22 protein-coding genes are annotated in these 23,960 nt (G+C 57.4%); all 22 read left to right on the forward strand.

Annotated features, from left to right (window positions below):
* The first annotated feature begins 42 nt into the window (after window positions 1-42).
* The 22 genes from argC to lpxB all read left to right on the forward strand — a co-directional run bounded on the left by argC (window position 43) and on the right by lpxB (window position 23,937).
* Entirely contained in the window at window positions 43-981 is a 939-nt protein-coding gene (argC, locus tag AEAC466_RS37665; protein WP_023459086.1) for an N-acetyl-gamma-glutamyl-phosphate reductase, read from the forward strand.
* A gap of 14 nt (window positions 982-995) precedes the next feature.
* Entirely contained in the window at window positions 996-1,223 is a 228-nt protein-coding gene (locus AEAC466_RS37670) for a hypothetical protein (RefSeq protein WP_023459087.1), read from the forward strand.
* Window positions 1,220-1,477, forward strand: coding sequence for a DUF1467 family protein (locus AEAC466_RS37675; protein WP_023459088.1), 258 nt, complete (start codon window positions 1,220-1,222; stop codon window positions 1,475-1,477). The genes AEAC466_RS37670 and AEAC466_RS37675 overlap by 4 nt, the downstream gene beginning before the upstream one ends.
* Before the next feature lie 223 nt (window positions 1,478-1,700).
* On the forward strand, window positions 1,701-3,014 hold the full coding sequence (proS, locus tag AEAC466_RS37680; RefSeq protein ID WP_023459089.1) for a proline--tRNA ligase: 1,314 nt from the start codon (window positions 1,701-1,703) through the stop codon (window positions 3,012-3,014).
* Between the two features lie 3 nt (window positions 3,015-3,017).
* Window positions 3,018-4,295: a lipoprotein-releasing ABC transporter permease subunit gene (locus AEAC466_RS37685; RefSeq protein ID WP_023459090.1), complete on the forward strand. Its 1,278-nt coding sequence runs from the start codon at window positions 3,018-3,020 to the stop codon at window positions 4,293-4,295.
* On the forward strand, window positions 4,288-4,986 hold the full coding sequence (locus tag AEAC466_RS37690) for an ABC transporter ATP-binding protein (protein ID WP_023459091.1): 699 nt from the start codon (window positions 4,288-4,290) through the stop codon (window positions 4,984-4,986). Before AEAC466_RS37685 ends, AEAC466_RS37690 begins: the two co-directional genes overlap by 8 nt.
* 289 nt (window positions 4,987-5,275) lie before the next feature.
* Window positions 5,276-8,710, forward strand: coding sequence for a DNA polymerase III subunit alpha (gene dnaE, locus AEAC466_RS37695; protein ID WP_031239115.1), 3,435 nt, complete (start codon window positions 5,276-5,278; stop codon window positions 8,708-8,710).
* 179 nt (window positions 8,711-8,889) lie between these two features.
* The gene (rpsB, locus tag AEAC466_RS37700) at window positions 8,890-9,672 is read left to right on the forward strand and encodes a 30S ribosomal protein S2 (RefSeq protein WP_023459094.1); all 783 of its coding nucleotides are present in this window, start codon (window positions 8,890-8,892) and stop codon (window positions 9,670-9,672) included.
* A 162-nt stretch (window positions 9,673-9,834) separates the two neighbouring features.
* Window positions 9,835-10,749, forward strand: a complete 915-nt coding sequence (gene tsf / locus AEAC466_RS37705; RefSeq protein WP_031239117.1) for a translation elongation factor Ts — start codon at window positions 9,835-9,837, stop codon at window positions 10,747-10,749.
* A 126-nt stretch (window positions 10,750-10,875) separates the two neighbouring features.
* Window positions 10,876-11,607 (forward strand): UMP kinase, encoded by a 732-nt coding sequence (gene pyrH / locus AEAC466_RS37710; RefSeq protein ID WP_023459097.1) that lies wholly within the window; start codon window positions 10,876-10,878, stop codon window positions 11,605-11,607.
* A 10-nt stretch (window positions 11,608-11,617) separates the two neighbouring features.
* Window positions 11,618-12,175: a ribosome recycling factor gene (frr, locus tag AEAC466_RS37715; RefSeq protein WP_023459098.1), complete on the forward strand. Its 558-nt coding sequence runs from the start codon at window positions 11,618-11,620 to the stop codon at window positions 12,173-12,175.
* Between the two features lie 25 nt (window positions 12,176-12,200).
* Window positions 12,201-13,001 (forward strand): polyprenyl diphosphate synthase, encoded by an 801-nt coding sequence (gene uppS / locus AEAC466_RS37720; protein WP_031239118.1) that lies wholly within the window; start codon window positions 12,201-12,203, stop codon window positions 12,999-13,001.
* On the forward strand, window positions 12,985-13,836 hold the full coding sequence (locus tag AEAC466_RS37725; protein ID WP_023459100.1) for a phosphatidate cytidylyltransferase: 852 nt from the start codon (window positions 12,985-12,987) through the stop codon (window positions 13,834-13,836). Before uppS ends, AEAC466_RS37725 begins: the two co-directional genes overlap by 17 nt.
* Complete coding sequence (dxr, locus tag AEAC466_RS37730; protein ID WP_023459101.1) at window positions 13,833-15,041, forward strand: 1-deoxy-D-xylulose-5-phosphate reductoisomerase; 1,209 nt, start codon at window positions 13,833-13,835, stop codon at window positions 15,039-15,041. Before AEAC466_RS37725 ends, dxr begins: the two co-directional genes overlap by 4 nt.
* A 17-nt stretch (window positions 15,042-15,058) precedes the next feature.
* Complete coding sequence (locus AEAC466_RS37735; RefSeq protein ID WP_031239121.1) at window positions 15,059-16,261, forward strand: M50 family metallopeptidase; 1,203 nt, start codon at window positions 15,059-15,061, stop codon at window positions 16,259-16,261.
* Window positions 16,262-16,329: 68 nt separating this feature from the next.
* Window positions 16,330-18,738: an outer membrane protein assembly factor BamA gene (gene bamA, locus AEAC466_RS37740; protein ID WP_023459103.1), complete on the forward strand. Its 2,409-nt coding sequence runs from the start codon at window positions 16,330-16,332 to the stop codon at window positions 18,736-18,738.
* A 32-nt stretch (window positions 18,739-18,770) separates the two neighbouring features.
* On the forward strand, window positions 18,771-19,478 hold the full coding sequence (locus tag AEAC466_RS43855; RefSeq protein ID WP_162148960.1) for an OmpH family outer membrane protein: 708 nt from the start codon (window positions 18,771-18,773) through the stop codon (window positions 19,476-19,478).
* Window positions 19,479-19,495: 17 nt separating this feature from the next.
* Window positions 19,496-20,512: a UDP-3-O-(3-hydroxymyristoyl)glucosamine N-acyltransferase gene (gene lpxD / locus AEAC466_RS37750; protein WP_023459105.1), complete on the forward strand. Its 1,017-nt coding sequence runs from the start codon at window positions 19,496-19,498 to the stop codon at window positions 20,510-20,512.
* A gap of 8 nt (window positions 20,513-20,520) precedes the next feature.
* Window positions 20,521-21,024: a 3-hydroxyacyl-ACP dehydratase FabZ gene (fabZ, locus tag AEAC466_RS37755; protein ID WP_023459106.1), complete on the forward strand. Its 504-nt coding sequence runs from the start codon at window positions 20,521-20,523 to the stop codon at window positions 21,022-21,024.
* Window positions 21,021-21,812 carry an acyl-ACP--UDP-N-acetylglucosamine O-acyltransferase gene (gene lpxA / locus AEAC466_RS37760; RefSeq protein WP_023459107.1) on the forward strand — a complete coding sequence of 264 codons (792 nt, stop codon included), beginning with the start codon at window positions 21,021-21,023 and terminating at the stop codon, window positions 21,810-21,812. The genes fabZ and lpxA overlap by 4 nt, the downstream gene beginning before the upstream one ends.
* A 135-nt stretch (window positions 21,813-21,947) precedes the next feature.
* The gene (locus AEAC466_RS37765; RefSeq protein WP_023459108.1) at window positions 21,948-22,784 is read left to right on the forward strand and encodes an LpxI family protein; all 837 of its coding nucleotides are present in this window, start codon (window positions 21,948-21,950) and stop codon (window positions 22,782-22,784) included.
* A 13-nt stretch (window positions 22,785-22,797) separates the two neighbouring features.
* On the forward strand, window positions 22,798-23,937 hold the full coding sequence (lpxB, locus tag AEAC466_RS37770) for a lipid-A-disaccharide synthase (RefSeq protein WP_023459109.1): 1,140 nt from the start codon (window positions 22,798-22,800) through the stop codon (window positions 23,935-23,937).
* The last annotated feature ends 23 nt before the right edge of the window (window positions 23,938-23,960 follow it).

Consider the following 23,960-nt stretch of genomic DNA (forward strand, 5'->3'; position numbering starts at 1 on the left):
GAGCGCTTTTTCTTTTGTTCCTTGTCCCTGAGGGAGTTCGATATGTCCCATAAAGTTTTCATAGATGGCGAAGCCGGTACAACGGGCCTGCAGATCCGCGAGCGTCTGGAAAAGCGTTCGGATATCGAACTGATTCGTCTCAGTGACGACAAGCGCAAGGACGCCGATGCGCGCAAAGGCGCCTTAAATTCCGCCGACGCCGTCATTCTGTGCCTGCCGGACGACGCCGCGCGCGAAGCCGTCTCGCTGATCGAAAATCCGGACGCGCGCGTCATCGATGCGTCGACCGCGCATCGCACCGACGAAGACTGGACCTATGGGTTTGCTGAAATGGCCAAGGGACAACGCGACGAAATCCGCGCCTCGAAGCGCATCACCAATCCCGGTTGCTATGCAACGGGCTTCATCGCACTCGTTCGCCCCTTGGCTGAAGCAGGGATCATCCCGCCGTTCTGGCCGCTGACCTGTAACGCAGTGTCGGGCTATTCCGGCGGCGGTAAGGCCATGATCGCCGAGTTCGAACAGAACACGACGGCGGACAACTACCGCATCTACAAGACCGACCTGAATCATAAGCATCTGCCGGAAATGACCTTCTACGGCGGCCTGGAATCGCCACCCGTCTTTATGCCGGCCGTTGGACGCTATGCTCAAGGCATGATCGTTGAAGTGCCGTTGCAGATGTGGGCGCTGCCCGACGAACCGGAGCTTACGAAGCTGCATGAGGTGCTGAGCGCCGCCTATGAGGGGGAACGTTTTGTTACGGTCGCACCGCTGGCTGAATCCAAAGCCACCAAGCACCTTCAGCCGGAAATGCTGAACGATACCAATCAGCTTCTGATCCATGTCTTCGGTGACGAAATTGGCCAACAGGCGCGTTTGGTCGCCGTGCTCGACAACCTGGGCAAGGGGGCGTCCGGCGCTGCTGTACAAAACCTCAATCTGGTATTAGGTGTGGAAGAAGGCCTCGGTCTAAAATAGGAAAGGGGACGTACGTGACGGACGCACAGTCGAAGTCGAACAGATTTAAGATTTTAGCGATTGTTTCCATCATTCTGATTGTCGCCATTACCTGTGCTGTGGCCTGGCTGGCTTTGCGTGTCGACCGGCACGATGCGGGCGGCTTTCCATGGTACGCCTTGACGCCTGTTTATATCGCTCCGGTATGGATTGCTGTGATCGCCCGCCGTCACCGCAAAAACAACGATAAGGAACGCCGATGAATCTGATTAGTTGGGCTGCCATCTACCTGATGATCTGGTGGGTGACGTTTTTCGCCATATTGCCATTGTGGAACCGTACGCCGACCGAAGAAGGCACTCTGACGGAGCGAGGGCATGACCCCGGTGCACCGATCACTCATAATCTTTCGAAGAAGGTCAAGATCAACAGCCTCGTCGCGCTCGTGGTATGGATCGTGGTGATGCTATTCATGTTCGTCTTCCATTTCCCCTTGCCCAATATTCCAACTGCCTGATGATACGCCTTGCAGTGGATGTCGCGAATCCGCCGCATTTTTTGTCCATTAGGTTCCAAACTTCAGGCGTCTACGTGCCTGTCCCGGTGGCGTATCCAGTCCAAAAAGTGCCTTTCCCTTTTGGGTTCAAGTCACTAGAGCGATAGTAGATCAGGTCGAATCGACCATCGCTCTGAATTTTGTTTGGCGCGCAGCCTTTGCTTTTAGATTACGGATTCTTCCCATGCGCCTGTCGCGCTTTTTCCTGCCCCTGCTCAAAGAAAACCCCGCCGAGGCTCAGATTGTCTCCCACCGCCTGATGCTGCGGACCGGCATGATCCGTCAGGAGGCCGCCGGCATCTATGCATGGCTGCCGTTGGGCCTGAAGGTGCTCAAAAAGATCGAAAAGATCGTCGAAGAGGAAATGACGCGCGCTGGCGCCATCCAGTTGCTGATGCCGACCCTGCAATTGGCCGACCTGTGGCGTGAATCCGGTCGTTACGAGGACTACGGCCAGGAAATGCTGCGTATCAAGGACCGTCACGAGCGCGAGATGCTCTACGGTCCAACCAACGAGGAAATGATCACGGAAATTTTCCGCGGCACGGTACGCTCCTATAAGGACCTGCCGCTGAACCTGTTCCACATCCAGTGGAAGTTCCGCGACGAGCAGCGTCCCCGTTTTGGCGTCATGCGCGGGCGTGAGTTCCTGATGAAGGACGCCTATTCGTTCGACATTGATGAGGCGTCGGCACGCAAGGCCTATAACCGCATGTTCGCGGCCTATCTGAACACCTTCTCCCGTATGGGCCTGAAGGCGGTGCCCATGCGTGCGGACACCGGTCCGATCGGCGGCGACCTTAGCCACGAATTTATCATTCTGGCGGAAACCGGCGAAAGTGCCGTCTTCTGTCACAAGGATCTGGTTGACATGCCCGCGCCGGGCAACGATGTCGATTGGGATAACCTGGAAGGTGTGTTCCAGGAACGGACGGCTCTGTACGCCGCCACCGAAGAAATGCACGATCCGGAAGCCTTCGCCAAGATTCCCGAAGACAAGCAGTTGTCGGCGCGTGGTATCGAGGTCGGCCATATCTTCTACTTCGGCGAAAAGTACTCCAAGCCGATGCGCGCCGTGGTCAATGGGCCCGATGGCGAAATTACCGTGCACATGGGATCGTATGGCGTCGGCGTGTCGCGTCTGCTGGGGGCGATCATCGAAGCGTCGCATGACGAGGCGGGGATCATCTGGCCGGAAAGTGTCGCGCCGTTCGAGGTCGCCATTATAAATCTGCGTCAAGGCGACACGGCTTGCGATGCCGCGTGTGAAAAGGCCTATAAGGCTTTGACTGCTGCCGGACGCGATGTCCTCTATCATGACAGCGATGAACGCGCGGGCGCCAAGTTCGCCGCGATGGATTTAATCGGTGTGCCGTGGCAACTGATCATCGGGCCCAAGGGGCTGGCTGACGGTCAGGTGGAGATAAAGAACCGCGCCACAGGCGAACGTCTCACCGTGCCCTTCGATGAGGCTCTGGCACAACTGTCTAAGGCGTAATGCATGGGGGCGCTGTTCGGCTTCAAGGCCTGGGAATTCGATCTCGCCTTCAAATATTTGCGTACCAAACGTAAGGACGGCGGCATTGCCGCCATCGCCATCATTTCCTTCGTTGGTATCATGCTGGCGGTGACGGCTCTTATCAGCGTCCTGTCGGTCATGAACGGGTTTCGCGACGAAATGGTATCGCGTCTTCTCGGTTTTGGTGGTGACGTCTATGTCGCGGGCGCACCGTTGAACGATTTCGCCCATCGCGACGACATGTTGAAGCGGATCGCCGCCGTTCCGGGGGTGACGCAGGTGACGCCGCATATCGACTCGCCTGGTCTTGTGCAAAGCGCGCACGGCGATGCCATGCCGACCTTGATGCGCGGCGTTATTCCGTCGGCCATCAAGGCTACGCCGATTATCCGCGACAACATCAAAGGCGGTTCGCTGGCTAATTTTGGCGTCGGCGACTACGGCGGCGACACGATCCTCATGGGGGATGACCTGGCGCAAAATCTCGGCGTCAATGCGGGCGATGAGCTCACCCTGATCTCGCCGGGCGGTTCGACGGCCTTTGGCGCCGCGCCGCGCCGCAAGGTCTATACGGTCGGCGGGTTGTTCAACAGCGGTGTCAGCGATATCGACCGCCTGTTTATCTATTTGCCGATCACGCAGGCGCAACTGTTCTTCGATCGCGAAGACGAGTGGGACCAGGTCGAAATCAAGGTCAAGAAGCCCTACGAGGTTGAATCCTATGAGCCGGCTATTCGCGCAGCGGTGGGCGGGCAGGGGGCCTTGGTCTACAACTGGAAGGAACAGAACGCGTCGATGTGGAGCGCGCTGAAGATCGAGCGCACAGCTATGCGTTTCATCCTGTTCTTCATCGTCATTATCGCCATGCTCAACATCATTTCCGGAATTGTGATGCTTGTGAAGAATAAGACGCGCGATGTGGCTATATTGCGGACAATGGGCGCCGATCGGGCCGCGATTTTGCGCATCTTCTTTATTGCTGGCACGACGATTGGTGCGTTGGGTACGGCGTGCGGGTTGATCATTGGCGCGCTGTTTTGCACCTTTATTGCCCAGATCCAACATTTTCTGGAATGGGTCTTTCACACCAAACTGTTTGACCCCAGCGTCTATTATCTTGACGCGGTCCCGGCCAAGATGGAGCCGACCGAAGTGGCCTTTGTGGTGATTGCGTCCTTCCTGGCCGCCTGTATTTCTACCTTCTTCCCGGCGCTCTGGGCATCGAAACTCGAACCTGTGGAGGCCCTGCGCTATGAATAAGCCCGTCCTGTCGCTTAAAGGCTTGCATCGCGACTATGCCCTGGGTGACGGCCGCACTCTGGCCGTTCTAAAAGGCGTCGACCTTGAGGTTCAGCCGGGAGAGCTGGTTGGGCTAGTCGGCCCGTCCGGCTCGGGGAAGTCGTCGCTGCTGCACGCCGTAGGCCTGCTTGAAGCCGCCCCCAATGCCCGGCTTGTTATCGATGGCGAGGATTTTCATTCCGCCGATGAGCGCAAGCGAACGGCCGCGCGTCTGCAAAAGATCGGTTTTGTATATCAGTTCCACCATCTTTTGCCGGAATATACAGCACTGGGAAACGTAGCGCTGCCGCAGCGGATTTTGGGGCGTCCGGTGAAGGAAGCCGAAGCGCGGGCGCGTCAATTGCTTGAAGCGCTGGGACTGGGCGAACGCCTTGATCACTTGCCTGCGCAGCTGTCGGGGGGGGAACAGCAGCGTGTCGCCGTCGCGCGGGCCTTGGCGAACAAGCCGCGTCTGCTGCTTGCCGACGAACCGACCGGCAACCTGGATCCGGCCACCTCTCAACAGGTGTTCGATGCTCTGAAAGCCATCATAAAAGAGCAGGGCGTTGGGGCGTTGATCGCGACCCACAACCTGGAACTGGCGCGCCACATGGATCGGGTCGTGCGTTTGTCAGACGGTCAACTGGTGCCAATGGACTTCGCGGCGGAATAAATCCACAAAACTCTCAACAGCTTATAACTTTGTTCCGCTGTGGACAAGATTCTCGCTTGCGTGTGGAACAAAAGGGGAATATAGAACAAATCAAGAATTGAGAACGTTATAAGAACTTATCGCTTCAGAACGAGGATGTGGAAAAATGGTCAGCGCCCTGCATAACCTGTTGTCTTTCGTAGCCGTTACAGGCTTTGTCGTTATCATGTGTCATGTGCTGTCGCTTGCGGCCTGAGTCGCGACTGAGTCGCTGAAGCAGATGGCCAAAGCCTTTTAACAGGAGCGGGCCTTGAGCGAAGCATTTGTCCATCTTAGGGTGAAGTCGGCTTATTCGCTCCTGGAAGGCGCCATCAAGGCCTATGACATGGGCAAGCTGGCGCACAAGCAGAATATGCCGGCTGTCGGAATCGCCGACCGGTGCAATCTCTTTGGCGCCCTTGAATTTTCCCAGTCCTGCAAGGACTCCGGCGTTCAACCCATTATCGGATGCTCTCTGCCTGTCCTCGGTATAGGCGGTATGCCGGCCGAGCGATGGGGGAAAATTCCGACCGTGGTTTTGTTCGTGCAGAATGAAACCGGATATCTCAACCTCACCAAACTCTCCTCTATTGCTTATGTTGATGCCGATGCGTCCGAAGAACCGCACGTCCGTTGGGATCAAGTGGTTCAGCATAATGAAGGTTTGATCCTGCTGTCGGGAGGGTTTGACGGCCCCGTTGACGTCATGTTCCGTCAGAACAAAGCCGATGAAGCAAAGGCCGCGTTGCGGGCTATGCATGAGGCGTTTGGCGATAGGTTCTATATCGAGCTACAGCGTCACGACGGTAGTCCGCATGGCGGTATCAAGGGCAGTGCGACGGAATTCGGTCTTGTCGAATTCGCCTATGCGAACGATGTGGCTTTGGTAGCGACCAACGATGTCCAGTTCGCGACACGTGATCTGGCTTCGGCGCATGAAGCACTCCTATGTATTTCCGACGGCGCCTATATGGGCCAGGATGACCGCCGCAAGGTGACTAAGGAGCATTGGTTCAAGCCGGCTTCGGCCATGCGGGATCTGTTCGAGGACCTGCCGGAAGCCTGTGACAATACCCTCGAAATCGCCCGACGCTGTGCTTTTCTGGTCAACAAACGCGATCCGATCCTGCCGCGTTTCGATACGGGCGCGGGCCGAAATGAGGCCGAAGAACTGGCCTATCAGGCGCGCGAGGGACTGAAGGATCGCCTTAAGCAGATCAAGCTGGCTGTGCCTGAGGAAGACTATTGGGCGCGTCTGGAGCGGGAAATCGGCATCATTCAGCAGATGGGATTTCCTGGTTACTTCCTGATCGTTTCCGACTTTATCAAGTGGGGCAAGAACCATGATATTCCCGTCGGACCAGGCCGGGGTTCGGGGGCCGGTTCGGTTGTCGCCTGGGCATTGACCATTACCGATCTCGACCCCTTGCGGTTTGGATTGCTGTTTGAGCGCTTTCTGAATCCGGAACGCGTCTCCATGCCCGACTTCGACGTCGACTTCTGTCAGGAACGGCGCGAAGAGGTTATCAGCTACGTTCAGGAAAAATATGGCCGCGACCGTGTGGCCCAGATCATCACCTTTGGTACCTTGCAGGCGCGCGCGGTGCTGAGGGACACCGGCCGTGTCATGCAAATGCCGCTCGGCCAGGTCGATCGTCTGTGCAAGATGGTCCCTAACAACCCGGCCAATCCGACGACCTTGGCGCAGGCTATTGAAATCGAGCCGCGCCTGAAGGAGGCGCGTGACGACGACGAGGCGGTCAAGCGGCTGTTGGACACGGCGTTGAAACTGGAAGGCCTGTACCGCAACGCGTCGACCCACGCCGCCGGTATCGTCATCGGTGATCGGCCACTGACCGAATTGGTGCCGCTTTATCGCGACCCGCGGTCCGATATTCCGGCGACGCAATTCAATATGAAGTGGGTGGAAAGCGCGGGGCTCGTCAAATTCGACTTCCTCGGCCTAAAGACCTTGACCACGCTCAAGCGTGCGCAAAACTATCTGCGCAAGCGTGGGATTGATATCAATTACACCACCTTGCCCCTCGACGATGCGGCTACCTATGAGTTGCTTGCATCGGGCCAGTCAATCGGCGTGTTCCAGTTGGAAAGTCAGGGCATGCGCGATACGCTGCGCAAGATGCGTTGCGGCTCCCTGGAAGAAATCACCGCTTTGATTTCTCTCTATCGCCCGGGACCGATGGATAATATCGACACTTACGTTGACCGTAAGTTCGGTCGCATGGAAATCGATATGCTGCACCCCAGCCTTGAGCCCGTGCTCAAGGAAACCTACGGGGTTATCATCTATCAGGAACAGGTGATGCAGATTGCGCAGATCCTGTCGGGATACAGCCTGGGTGAAGCCGACCTTCTACGCCGCGCCATGGGTAAGAAGAAGAAGGAAGAAATGGACTTGCAAAAAGCAAGGTTCATTTCCGGCGCCAAGGAAAAGGGCGTTGATGAGCGCCAGTCGGACAGCATCTTCGAACTGGTCAACAAGTTCGCCGGCTACGGCTTCAATAAGTCCCACGCCGCGGCCTACGCCTTCATTTCCTATCAAACTGGCTATTTGAAAGCGAACTATCCGGTCGAATTCTTTGCTGCCTCGTTCAGCCTAGATATCACCAACACGGACAAGCTGGCTGTTTTTTATCAGGATGCGCGGCGCTTCAACGTCACCGTGCGACCGCCAGATATCAACCGCTCCATGGCCGATTTCGACGTCGAGGATGGCGAAGTCTTGTATGCGCTGGGCGCCATCCGCAATGTCGGCTTCGAAGCTATGCTGAGTGTTGTCCAGGCGCGTGAGGAAGGGGGGCGGTTCACTGATCTTTTTGACTTCCTCGAACGTATAGACCCCAAGGCGGTGAACAAACGCGCACTGGAAAACCTGGCCAAGGCGGGGGCTTTCGATTCGATCCATCCCAATCGTGCCCAGATCGTGGCTGCGGCCGACATTTTGATTGCCTACGCCCAGAGCATGGCGGCCGACCGGGCGGCCTCCCAGGTTAGCCTGTTTGGCTCCAACGAATCGTCGCGACCGCGTTTGCCGAAGGTCGCTATGACGTCGGGCCCTGCGCGCCTGGACGAAGAACTGGCAGCGATCGGCTTTTATCTGTCGGGCCATCCGCTTCAGGATATGCTTGATGTCTTCAAGCGCCGCAATGTCACCCTATATGCCGACGCCTTGTCTCTGGCCGCCGAAGGGCGCGAGGCGTTCCGCATGGCTGGCATTATCCGTCGCAAACAGGAGCGCGCGGCTGCGGGGTCGGGCGACAAGTTCGCCTTTGTTACGCTTTCGGACCCCAGTGGCGAATACGAGGTCCTGTTCCCACCCGAATCCTTGCGCAAGAACCGCGATCACCTGGAGGTCGGCGCATCCATTGTGCTGAAGGTGCGCAGCAAGGGCCGCGACGGAGAGGTGCGCTTCTTCGGCGATGAGGCGCAACCTCTGTCTGCCGTCCTCAATACCGGAGAGATGGGGCTAAAAGTCCGTGTTCTGGCCAACGTCATCGACCTGGCGGAATTGCGCGAGAAAGTCGAGGCGTCCAAGGCGCCGAAGGGCGGCGAAATCAGCGTTTCGGCTGATCTGGGCGGCGAGGGGGAGATCGAGTTCAAGCTGCCGCATCGCTATAGCCTGGATGCCCACTTGCGTGGCGCTTTGAAACATATGTCCGGCATTCTGGAAATCGAAGACGCCTGATCGGAATTTTTATGCGTCGCAAGGCTTGATTTTTCTTACAATTGTGACTAGGTGCACGCCATCTCACACGCAGATGCGCGCCGTCTTTCTTTTGAATGCAGCGTTCCGAGGCTGAAACGGGCATGGGCTCGCCAGGCTTTTCTATCTGCGGAGGATTATCGGAAGAAGGATACAATATTATGGCTATGCCTGAAATCTCCATGCGTCTGCTGCTCGAAGCTGGCGCTCACTTTGGTCACCAGACGCACCGCTGGAACCCGAAAATGGAACGCTACCTCTTCGGTTCGCGCTCCAACATCCACATCATCGATCTGTCGCAGTCCCTGCCGTTGTTCCACCAAGCCCTGTTGAAGGTGCGTGAAGTGGCCGCCGCCGGTGGCCGCGTCCTGTTTGTCGGCACCAAGCGCCAGGCGCAAGGCCCGGTCGCGGCCTCCGCCAAGCGTTCGGCCCAATACTATGTCAACCACCGCTGGCTCGGTGGCACCCTGACCAACTGGCGCACCATTTCGGGTTCGATCGCTCGCCTGCGTGAACTGGAACAGGTTCTTGACAACAATCCGGCCGGCCGTTCCAAGAAGGAACTGCTGACCCTGACCCGCGAACGCGAAAAGCTGGAGCTGTCGCTGGGCGGTATCAAGGACATGGGCGGTATCCCCGACCTGATGTTCGTGATCGACACCAACAAGGAAGGCATTGCCATCCAGGAAGCGCGCAAGCTGAACATTCCTGTCATCGCGATCCTCGACTCGAACTCCGATCCGGACGGCATCACCTATCCGGTTCCGGGTAACGACGACGCCGCACGCGCCCTGCAACTGTATTGCGACTTAGTCGCCGATGCGGTTCTGGACGGTCTGGCTGCCGGTCAAGTGGCCTCCGGCCGCGATCTGGGCGCCTCGATCGATCCGGTCGAGCCGGCTCTGGTTGCCGAGGATACCGCTGAGGCTTCCACCGAGGCCTAAGGCTTCCTATATGGGGGCCAACGTCGATAGTTGGCCCTATCGAGACTTGCAGCAGCTTAAGGCCCCCACGTTGTTTTTGGGTGGCTTTAAGCTGTTGCTGAATTGACATGTACCGCAGTTAAGACGCTGCGAGAACTTAAACACTAAACTTTGGAGGATTTCATGGCTGAAATCACTGCTGCCCTGGTTAAGGAACTGCGCGAAAAGTCGGGCGTGGGTATGATGGACTGCAAGAAGGCGTTGGCCGAGAACAACGGCGACATCGACGCATCCATGGACTGGCTGCGCGCCAAAGGCCTTTCGAAGGCCGCCAAGAAGGCTGACCGCGTCGCCGCCGAAGGTCTTGTCGCCATCGCCACCAAGGTCGAAGGCAAGGGCATGACCGCCGCTGCCGTCGAAGTGAACGCCGAAACCGACTTCGTGTCGCGTAACGACCTGTTCCAGGCCCTGGCCCGCAACGCCAGCAAGGCCGCGCTCGATGTCGATACCGTCGAAGCCACCGCCGCTGCCGTCAACGACGAAATCACCAACCTGATCGCCACGATCGGTGAAAACATGGTTGTGCGCCGTTTCGCCAAGTTCAGCGTTTCGGAAGGCGTCGTCGCCACCTATATCCATAATGCCATCGCGCCGGATCTCGGCCGTATCGGCGTTCTGGTTGCGATCGAGTCGGCCGGTGACCCGGAAGCGCTGAAGGACATGGGCCGCAAGGTTGCCATGCACATCGCCGCGACCCAGCCCTTGTCGCTGAACGTCGAAGACCTGAACCAGGAACACGTCGAACGCGAAAAGGCGGTTCTGACGGAACAGGCCAAGGAATCCGGCAAGCCGTTGCAGGTTATCGAAAAGATGATCGAAGGCCGTATCCGCAAGTTCTACGAAGAAGTCGTGCTGCATAAGCAAGCCTTCGTCATGAATCCGGATCAGACCGTCGAACAACTGGTCGAAGAAACCGCTAAGACGCTCGGCACCCCCGTGAAGATCGTCGGTTTCAACCGTCTCGCCCTCGGCGAAGGCGTGGAAAAGAAGACCGAAGACTTCGCGGCCGAAGTCGCATCGATGATGGGCGGCCAATAAGCCATTTCATTACCGGAATCGGGGCGTCGGCATTTGACATGCCGGCGCCCCTTTTTTATGACAAAAGACCGCTAAAGCGCTAAAGCCTTCTTACCCTGACGCCTGACTGATTCCGGAGCCTGCCAAATGACCATCCCATCTTCGGAACCGCTCGCCTATAAACGTGTGCTGCTCAAGGTCTCCGGCGAAGTGCTGATGGGGGACCAAGGTTTCGGCATCGACATGAAGACGGTCCAGGCCGTCGCTGAGGAAGTCGCCGCCGTGGCGCGTTTGGGCGTGGAATTGTGTCTCGTTATCGGTGGCGGCAATATCTTCCGTGGTCTATCCAAAGCGGCCGGCGACATGGAACGCTCCAGCGCTGATTACATGGGTATGCTGGCCACGGTCATGAATGCCTTGGCCATGCAAAATGCGTTGGAACGCCAAGGGATCGATACACGTGTCCAATCGGCGATCCAGATGAATGCCGTATGCGAACCTTTCGTACGCCGCCGCGCTATTCGCCACCTCGAAAAAGGCCGTGTTGTCATTTTCGCCGCAGGAACGGGCGCGCCGTATTTTACTACAGATACGGCTGCCGCTTTGCGGGCGGCGGAAATGAATTGCGACGCTCTGTTCAAGGGGACATCGGTCGACGGCGTCTACACGGCCGACCCCAAGAAGGATGCGACCGCCGAACGTTACGACAATCTGAGCTATCTCGAAGTGCTGTCGCGCGATCTGAGGGTAATGGATGCGTCGGCGGTGTCGCTGATGCGGGAAAACCATATCCCGATCGTCGTTTTTTCCATCCGTACGCCGGGTGCGCTGAATGAGGTCATTCACGGCCGCGGCACCTATACCGTCATCAAGAAATAAGGAGGGCCCAATGGCCAAGCCCGAACTCACCAACTATAGAGATCGCATGGATAAGGCGGTCGATGCGCTGAAGGAAGATTTTTCCGGCCTGCGCACTGGCCGTGCTTCGGCCTCATTGCTCGATCAGATCGTGGTCGACGCCTATGGTTCGACCATGCCGCTTACTGCCTGCGCCGCCATATCCGTGCCGGAAGCGCGCATGATCAGTGTCAATGTTTATGACAAGGGTACGGTTATCGCTGTGGAAAAGGCCATACGCAATTCTGGTCTGGGCCTGAATCCCATTACGGACGGCACGACTCTGCGCATCCCCATTCCGCCGCTGACCGAGGAGCGCCGCAAGGAATTGGTCAAGATCGCCGGAAAGTACGCGGAAAGCCAGAAGGTTGCGGTTCGCAACGTACGTCGCGAAGCCATGGACGATCTCAAAAAGGCCGAAAAGGCGTCGGAGATTTCCGAGGACGAAGAGAAGAAGGGCGGCACTGAAGTCCAGGGCTTTACGGATGCGGCTATCAAGCGTATCGACGAATTGCTGAAGGTCAAAGAAGCCGAAATCATGCAGGTATAGGCCTGTCCGCCGGAAAGTTGCGTTTATGCCGTTAGGCCCCACGGATGCTCTGACTGTCACCTCTCGTACGGGAGTGACGGCCCATGACCTGACGGCGTGCGATGCTCGCACCGCCTTGCACGTCGCCATCATAATGGATGGTAACGGACGTTGGGCCAAGGCGAAAAACCAAATACGAACCATGGGTCACAAGGCCGGCGTAGGTGCGTTGAAACGCACCATAACAGCAGCCGTTGATCTGGGCGTGACACATCTAACGGTTTTTGCGTTTTCAACGGAAAACTGGCGTCGTCCGGAATCCGAAGTCAACGACCTGATGGGGCTATTGCGGGCCTTTATAAAATCGGACCTCGAGCGCCTGCGCCGAGAAGGTGTTTGTGTACGCATCGTCGGCCAGAAGGCGGGCCTGCCGGCTGATATCGTTGGCATGGTCAATGATGCCCATGAAAAAACCAAGGATAATTCGCGTTTTTTCCTTCAGGTCGCTTTGAACTACGGCGCTCAGGCGGATATCGTGGAGGCGGCGAAAGCTATAGCTGCCGGCGTCAAGTCGGGCGCCATCGATCTGGACGACATCACGCCGGAAAGCTTTGGTGGTTATCTGTCGACCAGCGGTCTGCCGCCGCTCGACCTACTTATCCGGACAAGTGGTGAACACCGGCTATCGAACTTCCTTCTGTGGGAAGCGGCTTACGCTGAGTTCGTATTTCAGGACACCCTTTGGCCGGACTATGGTCGCGAACATTTAAAGGCCGCGCTGGACATATTTTCCCGCCGGGATCGCCGGTTCGGCGCCGTGGAAACGGGACATGTCCAAAAGCCCTGATGACGCCTTGAAAGCCGTTGCGAAACCAAGCAGCAAAGGGCGTGAGCTGGCGATTCGAATCGTGTCGGCGCTCGTCTTGATTGCGGTTGTTCTCGTTATCACTATGTTGCCGGATCATCGCCCGTTCCTGGTCATGCTCAGCGTCGGTGTGGCGCTTTTGTGCATCGAATGGGGACTGATGATGGCCCCGAATATTTCCGGTCGAATATCGGTGGCTGTTGCCCTGGCGGCCATCAGCGCCTTGTTCGTTGGTTTCCTCGGGCATCCGATTCTGTCGATTTTGGTTCTGACTTTCGGAGCCTTGTGCGCGGGACTCTATGCCTACCGGCTGCACGTCGGGTGGTTGGATGCGGCCTATGGCGCCATGTATATCGGCTGGCCGGCGATCGTGATCATGTGGCTGCACCAAAGCAAAAATGGCACCTTGTGGGTGTTGTTTGCCTTTCTTATCGCTTGGGCAGCCGATAGCGCAGCGTTTCTGGTCGGGCGAATGGTGGGCGGCCCCAAGCTTTGGCCACGCTATTCGCCGAACAAGACATGGTCCGGTTTCGCTGGCGGTTTGATTGCCGGGATGCTGACGGCCGGCGCCCTGTCGGACCTGACCGGGTTATTTAAGCACGATATTTCGGCGTCAATGGTTGGCCTTTTGACTGCCTTGGCCACTATGGGCGGCGATCTGTGGGAGTCCGCGCTAAAGCGCCGGTTCGGCGTCAAGGATGCCGGCACGCTTATCCCCGGCCATGGCGGGTTGCTTGATCGCGTCGACGGTTTAATGTTTGCTATCGTCGCCATCGGCGGCATTCGGCTATTGGTTTTGTTGGGGACCGAGATATGAGACGCATATCCATTCTCGGTTCTACGGGGTCGATCGGTGTTTCCACCCTGCGCCTGCTCGATGAAACAGGCACCCTGGGTGAAGACTATGTCATCGAAGCCCTTATCGGCGGGCGAAACGTCGAGTTGCTGGCCGAACAGGCGCTGAAATACCGCCCGGCCATCACGGTTCTTGGCGACGCCGTCCAATGGAGCCGTTTCCGGAAGCTTATCGGTAATGCCGGGCTTGAGATTGCCTGTGGTGAAGAGGCTGTCTGCGCTGCCGCCGGGCGTAAGGCCGACTGGGTAATGGCGGCAATTGTCGGGATTGCGGGGCTTAAGCCGACCTGGGCTGCGGCGGGGACCGGTGCCGTTTTGGCTTTGGCAAACAAGGAAAGCCTGGTGTGTTGCGGACGAGCGCTGATTGAGCGCGTCGAAGCGCACGGCGGTCGCGTCTTGCCGGTCGATTCCGAACACAACGCCATTTACCAGGTGCTCGATCAATCGCAACGCGACCGCGTGTCCCGGCTTATCCTGACCGCCTCAGGCGGGCCGTTTCTGGGGCGGACGCGTGAGGACCTGAAATCGGTGACGGTGGAACAGGCTCTGAAGCATCCGAACTGGTCGATGGGCGCTAAGATCACCATCGATTCGGCCACGCTGGCGAACAAGGGGCTCGAATTCATCGAAGCGGCCTACCTGTTTGATGTCCCGGCTGACAAAATTTCCGTGCTTGTTCATCCCCAGTCGGTGATCCATTCCATGGTCGAATACAGGGACGGCTCGTCGCTGGCGCAACTGGGCTCACCTGACATGCGCGTGCCCATTTCTTACTGCCTGGCCTGGCCCTATCGCATAGATTGGGAGGCGCCGCGCCTGGATCTGGCGGCGCGCGGTACACTGACCTTTGCCGAACCGGACCTCGATGCCTTTCCAATGCTGAGGCTAGCGCGTCAGGCCCTGGAAGCCGGCCAGGGGATGCCGACGGTTTTCAACGCCGCCAACGAGGTCTGCGTACAGGCCTTTCTGGACCGCAAAATCGCCTTTTTGCAGATCGCCGAATTTGTGGAATCTGCCATGATGCGGGCTCAATTGCCGTCTATCCCTTCCAAAGATCACGTTAATCGTGATACGAACGATGGCATGATGATATCTGCGCTGGACATCGACCGCGATATCCGGCGTTTGATGGGCGAACTTTTCGCCGAGTCGCGCTTGCGGGCGTAGGGTAGGGGAGACGGCATTTGTTGAATTTGATCGCGGGCGTCGTGCCCTTTCTGATCATGATCTCGGTTATCGTGTCCTTTCACGAATACGGACACTATGGTATCGCGCGCCTGTTCCGGACCCGTGTTGAACGATTTTCTGTCGGGTTCGGCAAAGTGCTTCTGCGTCACAAGGCCAAGAATGGCGTCGAATGGTGCCTGAGCGCCATACCTCTCGGCGGTTACGTCAAATTTGCCGGCGACGAGAATATTACCTCCATGATGCCATCCAAGGAGGATCTAGAGGCATCACGCGCCGCGATCACGGCGCGAGAAGGCGCCGATGCCGTCAATGACTATTTCCATTTCAAGCCACTTTGGCAACGTTTTCTCATTATCCTGGCTGGACCCGCGGCCAATTTCGTGTTGGCCATCCTCCTGCTCAGCATCGTCAGTTTTGCCTTAGGCGAACAATACCGCAAACCGACCGTGATGGGTTTTGCGCCGGGTAATGTCGCTGAGGCGGCGGGTCTTAAGGTGGGGGACACGTTTCTTTCGATCGATGGGCATAAGGTCGCATCCGAAGATGAGGCCCGCATTATGATCGCTTTGCGCGCCGAAACGCCGACGCCGGTCGAAATTCAGCGTGGCCAGCAGATCATAAAGCTTGTGCTGACCCCGAAGCGCGCCTTGCTCGACCTAGGTAAGCCCAACGATACGGTGACCGGTGGCGTGCTGGGGATTGCGTTGGGGGGAGAGATCGTCAGGCGCCCGGTTAATGCCTGGGAAGCATTGGTCATGGGCAACGCCAAGACGTGGCGCGCCCTTGATACAAATCTGACCTATATAAGCCGTATTTTCACCGGAAAAGAAAACGGTGACCAGATCAGTGGTATTTTGGGGATGACCAAGGCGACGGGCGATGTCACCGTTGCGATGGCTAAGTCTCAGCTTACCGTCTATGAGAAAAGCGTCAATATGGCGCTGCTGTTCCTGCAATTCACCGCGATGATTTCCATCGGCGTCGGCTTCCTTAACCTGTTGCCGGTCCCTGCGTTGGATGGTGGTCATCTCGCCTTCTACGCCTATCAGAGTGTGGCCAAAAAGCCCATTCCGGCAGGAATCCAAAACGCCGCCTTCCGCATTGCTATAGTGCTGGTAATAGGCTTAATGTTATTCGCATTCTGGAACGATATGAACCACATGGGTCTGAGCAAGTTCATCGGGGGGCTTTTCTCGTGAACTCCGTTCCCAATTTCGTTTTCGGATCAAAGGCGCGCGCCGCCCAGTCCATGGTTACAAGAGGCCAAATGACCTTTACACGCTCACTTACTCTCAGCGTCAGCGTACTGGCCCTGATGAATTTAGGTCTTTTGGCTTCGGGCGCGCACGCGGCAACCCTGATGCAGGATGCCTCCACCGGTGGCCAAGACCCCGCCGCCGTGGCTCCTCCGCCCCAAGCTGCGGCGCCGCAGGCCGCCCCGGCCCCCGTGGACCAGACCGCTTATGTGAATCATATCGTGGTGAAGGGAAATGAGCGGATCGATTCGGCGACCATCATTTCCTATCTGCCGTTCCAGCCTGGCGTAACCGTCGACGCGCAATTAATCGATTTGGGTGTCAAAACCCTGTATCGCACCGACCTCTTCTCGGACGTCCAGATTGCCATGAACGGCAATGAGATGGTGGTGACCGTGGTCGAAAGCCCGATCATCAACCAAGTGGTGTTCGAGGGCAACCACGCCATGACCAAGGACAAGCTGCGAGATGAAGTGCAGATCCGTCCTCGCGGTGTATTCACCAAGGCGAAGGTTCAGGAAGATGTTCAACGCATTATCGAGTTGTACCGTAAGGGTGGCCGTATCTCGGCGACCGTCACGCCCAAGATCGTCGAACTGCCGCAAAAGCGCGTCGATCTGATCTTCGAAATCGTCGAAGGTCCGAAGACCGGCGTGTCCAACGTCAACTTCATCGGTAATCATGCCTTTTCGGACAACGACCTGAAAAGCGTTGTCGTTACGCAAAAATCCTTGTGGTGGAAGTTCTTCTCGTCGAACGACAACTACGACCCCGATCGGATGGATTACGACCGCGAACAGTTGCGTAAGTTCTATACGAACCGTGGTTATTACGATTTCCGCGTCATATCGGCGGTTGCCGAATTGACACCGGATCGCCGCAACTTTGCTATTTCCTATACCATCGATGAAGGCCAGAAATATAATTTCGGGCGCATCACGATCAAGACTGACAATGACAAGCTGAAGGCCGAAAATCTTCAGCATGCGATCTCCATCCGCCCGGGGCAACTCTACGAAAGTGATCGCGTTGAAAAAGCGGTGGATGACCTGACATTCGCTGCTGGCGCGGCCGGCTACGCGTTTGTCGACATCCGTCCTTCGGAAGAAGCCGACCCGAACACCAAGAATGTCGATCTTGTTTTCAACGTGCACGAAGGCGCGCGCGTCTATATCGACAAGATCAACATCGTCGGCAATACCCAAACCCTGGACCGCGTTATCCGTCGCCAGATTTTGGTGTCGGAAGGCGATGCCTACAACAAGGCCCTGCTTGAGCGTTCAAAGATGTATGTCCGTGGTTTGGGCTTCTTCAAGGATGTCAACGTAACCGAAAAGCCGTCGTCCGTACCCGGTAAGACCAATATCGAAGTGGCCGTGCAGGAGCAGCCGACGGGTGAATTGTCGTTTGGCGCTGGTTTCTCGTCGATCCAGAAATTCATCCTCGATATCGGTATCACGCAGTCGAACTTCCGCGGTACAGGTCAGCAGATCCGGGCCCGTGTATCCACGGGGTCGATATCGAAACAGATCGATTTCTCGTTTACCGAGCCGCGCTTCATGGGCCGCGACATACAGGCCGGTTTCGACCTGTTCCAAAGCTCTTACCATTATGATGGTGTTGACTACTCGACCGATACGATTGGTGGAGGCGTGCGCATGGGCTACAATCTGAATGGTTTCTCGGTTTTGCGCCTGCGTTACAACTATCAAAGCGACAATATCCAGTACACGTCGGCGTCAAGCTGTGACGGTCTGCTTTACAATTGCGGCCAAGGCATTACCTCGTCCGTGGGGTATTCGCTGTCGTTCGATCTGCGTAACGATTACGTTCAGCCGACACGCGGCTGGACCGCGACACTGCGTCAGGATTTTGCGGGCGTGGGCGGCGATGTCAAATACGTGAAATCAGAAATCGAAGGCCATTGGTATTACGGCTTCAAGAAGGACATGGTCCTGCATATTTCCGGCAATGCCGGCTCGATCGTGCCATGGCGCGGCGATGCCGTCCGCATCAATGACCGCTACTACAAGGGTGGCGACTCCATGCGCGGGTTCCAATACGCTGGCATGGGGCCGCGTGATACCTCGACCGGTTATGCCATCGGCGGCCAAACCTTCGCCATCAGCTCCACAGAACTCGGCATTCCTAATGGCCTGCCAGACCAATACGGCCTTAAAACAGCTCTATTTGTCGATTTAGGTACGCTGGGAACTGTAGATAATCGCCTGAAGATTGATTCGACTGGTGCCCGTCGCACCAACATTGTCGATGATCTGTCGTTGCGTGCGTCCGCCGGCGTTACCATTCGCTGGAAGTCGCCGATGGGCCCGGTTCAGTTCGACCTGAGCCAGGTTCTGTCCAAGCAGTCCTACGATAAAGTCGAGTCCTTCCGCTTCTCCCAATCCACGCAGTTCTAACCTAAAATACCCCAGAGATGGACCCCAAGAACATGAAAAAAACTTCGCTCTTCGTTATCGCCTGTGCCGGTGCCCTGATCGCGGGCCAAGCCTTGGCCCAGACTGCCGCCCCGGCTGCTGCGCCCGCCGCGCCCACGCCGCCGACCTTCGGCGCTGCCGTTCCCGGTCAGTGCGTGCTTGACGAACAATCCGCCATGTCGACTTCGGCGATGGGTAAGGCCGCTTCGGACCGCCTGGTTCAACTGAAGGCCCAGGTCGACGCGGAATTGTCCGCTGAAGGCAAGGCCATTGAGGACGAATATAAGGCCCTGACGGCGTCGCAAAAAACCAGCTCAGCCACCCCTGCTGGCAAGACCGCATGGGAAGGCAAGGCGCAAGCCTGGGAAGGCAAGCGTCAAGCTTTCCAAGCCAAGGTTCAGCAACGTAACCAGGAAATGCAGTACACCCAGCAGGAGGTGATGCAGGCGATCTTCTCGAAGATGATCCCGCAAATCAATGCGGTTGTGACGCAAAAGGCCTGCGCAACCGTTCTGTCGGCTGACAGCCTGTTGCATTATGAATCGTCTGCGAATACGAATGGTGGCGCGACTCAGACCAGCTTCCTTTATGCCAACCCGGCGATGAACATCACCTCGGCGGTTGTGCAAAAGATGGATGCCTCGGGCGAGTTGTTGCCGACGTTCAACCGCGTCAGCCTCGACCAACCTGCTGCGGGAGCTGGTGCCGCACCGAAGAAATAACGAGTTTAAAACCGCTAATGCCTGATCTGCGCTTTTTTGATGTTGGTTCAAAAATAGACCTGGATCAGGCGGTAGCTATGACCTCGACCCGGCTTAATACGCCGGAGGAAAAGGGGAGTGGGTTCATAACGGCCTGCGCCCCTTTATCTTTGGGTGGTCTTGGGAAGGCGGCCTTTTTCAGTGACCGGCGATACCTGACCAACCTGCATCGTACACAGGCCGAGTTTGTATTTGTGCCGGCCGATTTTGTCGAGCATGTCCCATCTGACAGTATCGCCATCATCAGCGCCAGCCCACAAGCAGCTTGGGCGCGGATTGCGGCCTGCCTGTACTCCACGCGGCGCCACGACGGCGAAGCGGCCATACATAGTAGCGTACGCCTGGAGGAAGGCGTGTCTCTCGGCGTCGGCGTCGTAATCGGCCAGGATGTGGAAATAGGCGCGGGCACGCGCATCGAAGCCTATGCGGTGATCGGTCCAGGCTGCCGCATAGGACGGGATTGCCAGATTGGCGCCCATGCCACGGTCTATTGCGCCTTGATCGGTGATCGCGTCAGACTGGCGTCAAGTGTTCACATTGGCGAATCCGGTTTCGGTGTGGCGGGTGATGCCCGTGGACTCATAGATGTGCCGCAACTGGGACGCGTGATCCTGCAAGACGATGTCAGTATCGGCGCAGGCACGTGCATAGACCGGGGCGCCTATGACGACACGGTCATCGGCGAAGCCAGCAAGATCGATAATATGGTCCAGATCGGTCACAATTGTCAGATCGGCCGCAACTGCATCGTTGCCGCGCACTCGGGAATTTCGGGCTCCGTAACCGTCGGCGATGGTGCCATGTTCGGCGGACGGGCCGGTATTATCGATCATATTCAAATTGGCACTGGCGCAAAGATTGCCGCTGGGGCAGTTGTATTCAAGGATGTGGCCGCCGGAGCAATGGTTTCCGGCTTCCCCGCCAAACCGTCGCGCCAGTTCCTGCGCGAAATGGTGTGGCTGGAGAAAAACGCTATGGCAAAAGACAAAGGGTAAGACATTTCATGACGACGACGGCTGACGAAGCGGCGGAAATTACGGATACGGCGGGTGAAGACGTCGGCATCGCGGTGGACTATGCCGAAATCCTCAAGCGTATTCCGCACCGCTATCCGTTTCTGCTGATCGATCGCGGCGAAGGCTGGGTAAAGAACACCTCGATGGTAGGCATCAAGAATGTCACCTTTAACGAACCCTTCTTCAACGGGCACTTTCCCGAAAATCCGGTCATGCCGGGCGTGCTGCTGATCGAGGCCATGGGCCAGACCGGCGCCGTCCTGATGTCGAAATCTTTGGACGCAGATGTTGAAGGCAAGACCATCTTCTTTATGTCGATCGATGGTGTAAAGTTCCGCAGCCCGGTCCGTCCGGGGGATGTGGTCCGCATGCCCGTCAAGGTCGTGCGTCACCGCGGCGACATTTTCAAATTTCGCGGCGAGGCCTATGTGAACGACAAGATCGTCTGCGAAGCTGAGTTTGCCGCCATGGTGGTTGAGAGCCCAAAATGACTGTAACCATACACCCGACGGCGATCGTGCAGGATGGCGCTCAGCTTGGTGAAGACGTATCCATCGGGCCCTACTGCATCGTCGGGTCACAGGTTACATTGAAGGACCGCGTGCAACTGAAATCCCATGTCGTGATCGACGGGATTACCGAACTCGGGGCCGACAGCATGGTGCATCCCTTTGCTTGCCTGGGTGGACCGCCGCAGCACCTGGCTCACAAAGGCGAACCGACCAAGCTTATCGTCGGTGAACGTGCGCTGGTGCGGGAAAATGTCATCATGCATACGGGCACTGAAAAGGGCGGCGGCGTCACCATTGCCGGCAATGACTGCATGTTTATGGCGGGGTCGGGCATCGCGCACGACTGCATTCTCGGCAATAACGTCATCATGGCCAATCAGGCCTCCTGTGGCGGTCATGTCCAGGTCGGGGATTTCGTCTTCCTTGGCGGGTCGTGCGCCGTGCATCAGTTCGCGCGCCTCGGTCGCTACAGCTTTATCGGCGGTGGCGCCATTGTCACCAAGGACGTCATTCCATATGGGTCCGTCTGGGGAAATCATGCGCGGCTGGAAGGCTTGAATCTGGTCGGACTGAAGCGCCGCGGCTTTTCGCGTGAACTCATCCTGGCCCTGCGTACGGCTTACCGCATGATGTTCGCCGAAGAGGGCACGTTCCAGGAACGCCTGGACGATGTTCTGGAAAATTTTTCAGATATCGATCAGGTGGTGGAAATCGTGCGGTTCATTCGTGAAGATTCGACGCGGCCGATCTGCTTGCCGTCGGATTGACGCCATCATAGTTTTTGGGTTGTGGGGGCTATGACCTCACATTTCCTTCCTTCTTTTCTTTCCCCGCCTTTAGGGCGGGAAAGAAATGAATAAGACATGGGGCCGCGGGCCTTATACCCCAATACAGGAGGGCGTATGTCCAACAACAAACTGGCCCTCATCTCCGGCGGGGGCTCCCTGCCGGTTGAAATTGCCGCCTACCTTCAGCGCACGAACCGGGCCTATACGGTTATACGCATCGACGGCCTGTCCGATGCCATGCTTGATGCGCATCCGGGACATACGCTCGGTCTCGGGGATTTCGCCAGGCTGTTCGAAATTTTGGCAGTGGAACAGGTCAAAACCGTGTGCATGTGCGGCTATGTCCAGCGTCCAGATTTCGACACCATGCAAAAGGATCACGGCGCGCAACATCTGCGGAGCATCCAGACGGCGGGGCGGGGCGGGGACGATTCCCTGCTGCGGCAGGTGGCGAAGGTTATCGCCAGCCAAGGCTATCACATCGAAGGCGCGCATGAGGTGAACCCGGAGCTGTTGATAGGCGCTGGGTTACAGGCCGGTCCCGACCCCTCTCCAGAGGCCATGGAAGACGCACAGGAAGCTATGCGGGTCGCAACCGCCGTCGGTGCGCTCGATATCGGCCAGGCGGTCGTGGTAGCGGGCCGCATTACCTTGGCCGTCGAAGCCCAGGAAGGCACCCAGGCCATGCTGGGGCGCATAGTGAACCTGAATCCGGTCCTTCGGGGAACGCTTGTCAATCGCAAGGGTGTTTTGGCCAAGCTAGCAAAACCCATACAGGATTTACGTCTCGACATGCCGACGATTGGCCTTCAGACGGTCGAAGACGTCGCGGCCGCCGGCCTGTGCGGCATTGTGGCACGTTCTCATCATCTGCTGATTGTTGATAAACCCGCCGTCTATGCCCGCGCCGCCGAATTGGGCGTCTTCATTTACGGTCACGATGTCCACTAAACAGAAACGTATCATGCTGGTTGCTGCCGAGGCGTCCGGAGACGCCCTTGGAGCTGGCCTGATAGCCCAGTTGCGCGCCCAGGCGCCCGATACGGATTTTGTCTTTTCAGGCGTCGGTGGCGTCCGCATGGCCGAAATGGGCGTAGATAGCCCCTTCGACATCTCTGAGCTGTCTATTCTGGGGCTGGTGGAAGGTCTCAAGGCCTATGGCCGTGTCATGAAGCGCGTACGTGAAACCGTGGCCTACGCCCAGGCTCAGAAGCCGGACGTGGTTGTCCTGATTGATTCCTGGGGGTTCACGCTTCGGGTCGCCAACGCCATTCGCAAGGCCATGCCGCACGTCAAGCTGATCAAATATGTCGGGCCTCAGGTGTGGGCCATGCGGCCGGGGCGGGCGAAAACCCTGGCGCGGGCTGTCGACCTGCTCTTAGCCCTGCATCCAATGGATGCCCCTTATTTTGAACGAGAGGGCCTGAAGACGGTTGTCGTCGGCAATCCAGCGCTGAACGTCGATTTCAGTCGGGCCGATCCGACGAAATTCCGCGCAAAACTTGGGCTTGGTGCGACGGATCAGGTGCTGTTGGTCCTTCCGGGGTCACGCCCCAGCGAAATCAAGCGGCTGATGCCGGTTTTCAATGACACGATGCGGCGCCTGCACGCGGAACGTCCGGAACTGACCATTGTGATACCGGTTGCCGATACGGTTCGCGAGCGTGTCGAAGCCGCAGTTTCCGATCTGCCGTTTGTGCGTTTGATCGGAGGCGAGGATGACAAGCATTCGGCCATGATGGCGGCGGATCTCGCTCTGGCCTGTTCGGGTACGGTATCGACGGAGCTGGCCCTGGCGGGGTGTCCGATGATTATCGCCTACAAGGTCGAACCGCTGACGGCATGGATTTTCAAAAATGTCGCCACGATAAAGCATATCACCCTGTTCAATATCATGGCGGAAAAGGAGATCGCGCCCGAGTTCGTTCAGGACGATGCCACGGCCGATAACCTCGTTAAGGCGGTAGATGCGCGTCTGGACGACAGGGCGCTCCGCGAGGCCCAAGTGCAGGCGCAGTTTGATGCGCTGGACATAATGGGGCGCGGGCAAAAGCCGCCAGCCGAAAAGGCCGCGGCGGCCGTCCTTGAGTTCATTGGCAAATAAGGTCCCACGCGACTTGGACAAAA

It is taken from the genome of Asticcacaulis sp. AC466 (assembly GCF_000495815.1).
Lineage (GTDB): Bacteria > Pseudomonadota > Alphaproteobacteria > Caulobacterales > Caulobacteraceae > Asticcacaulis.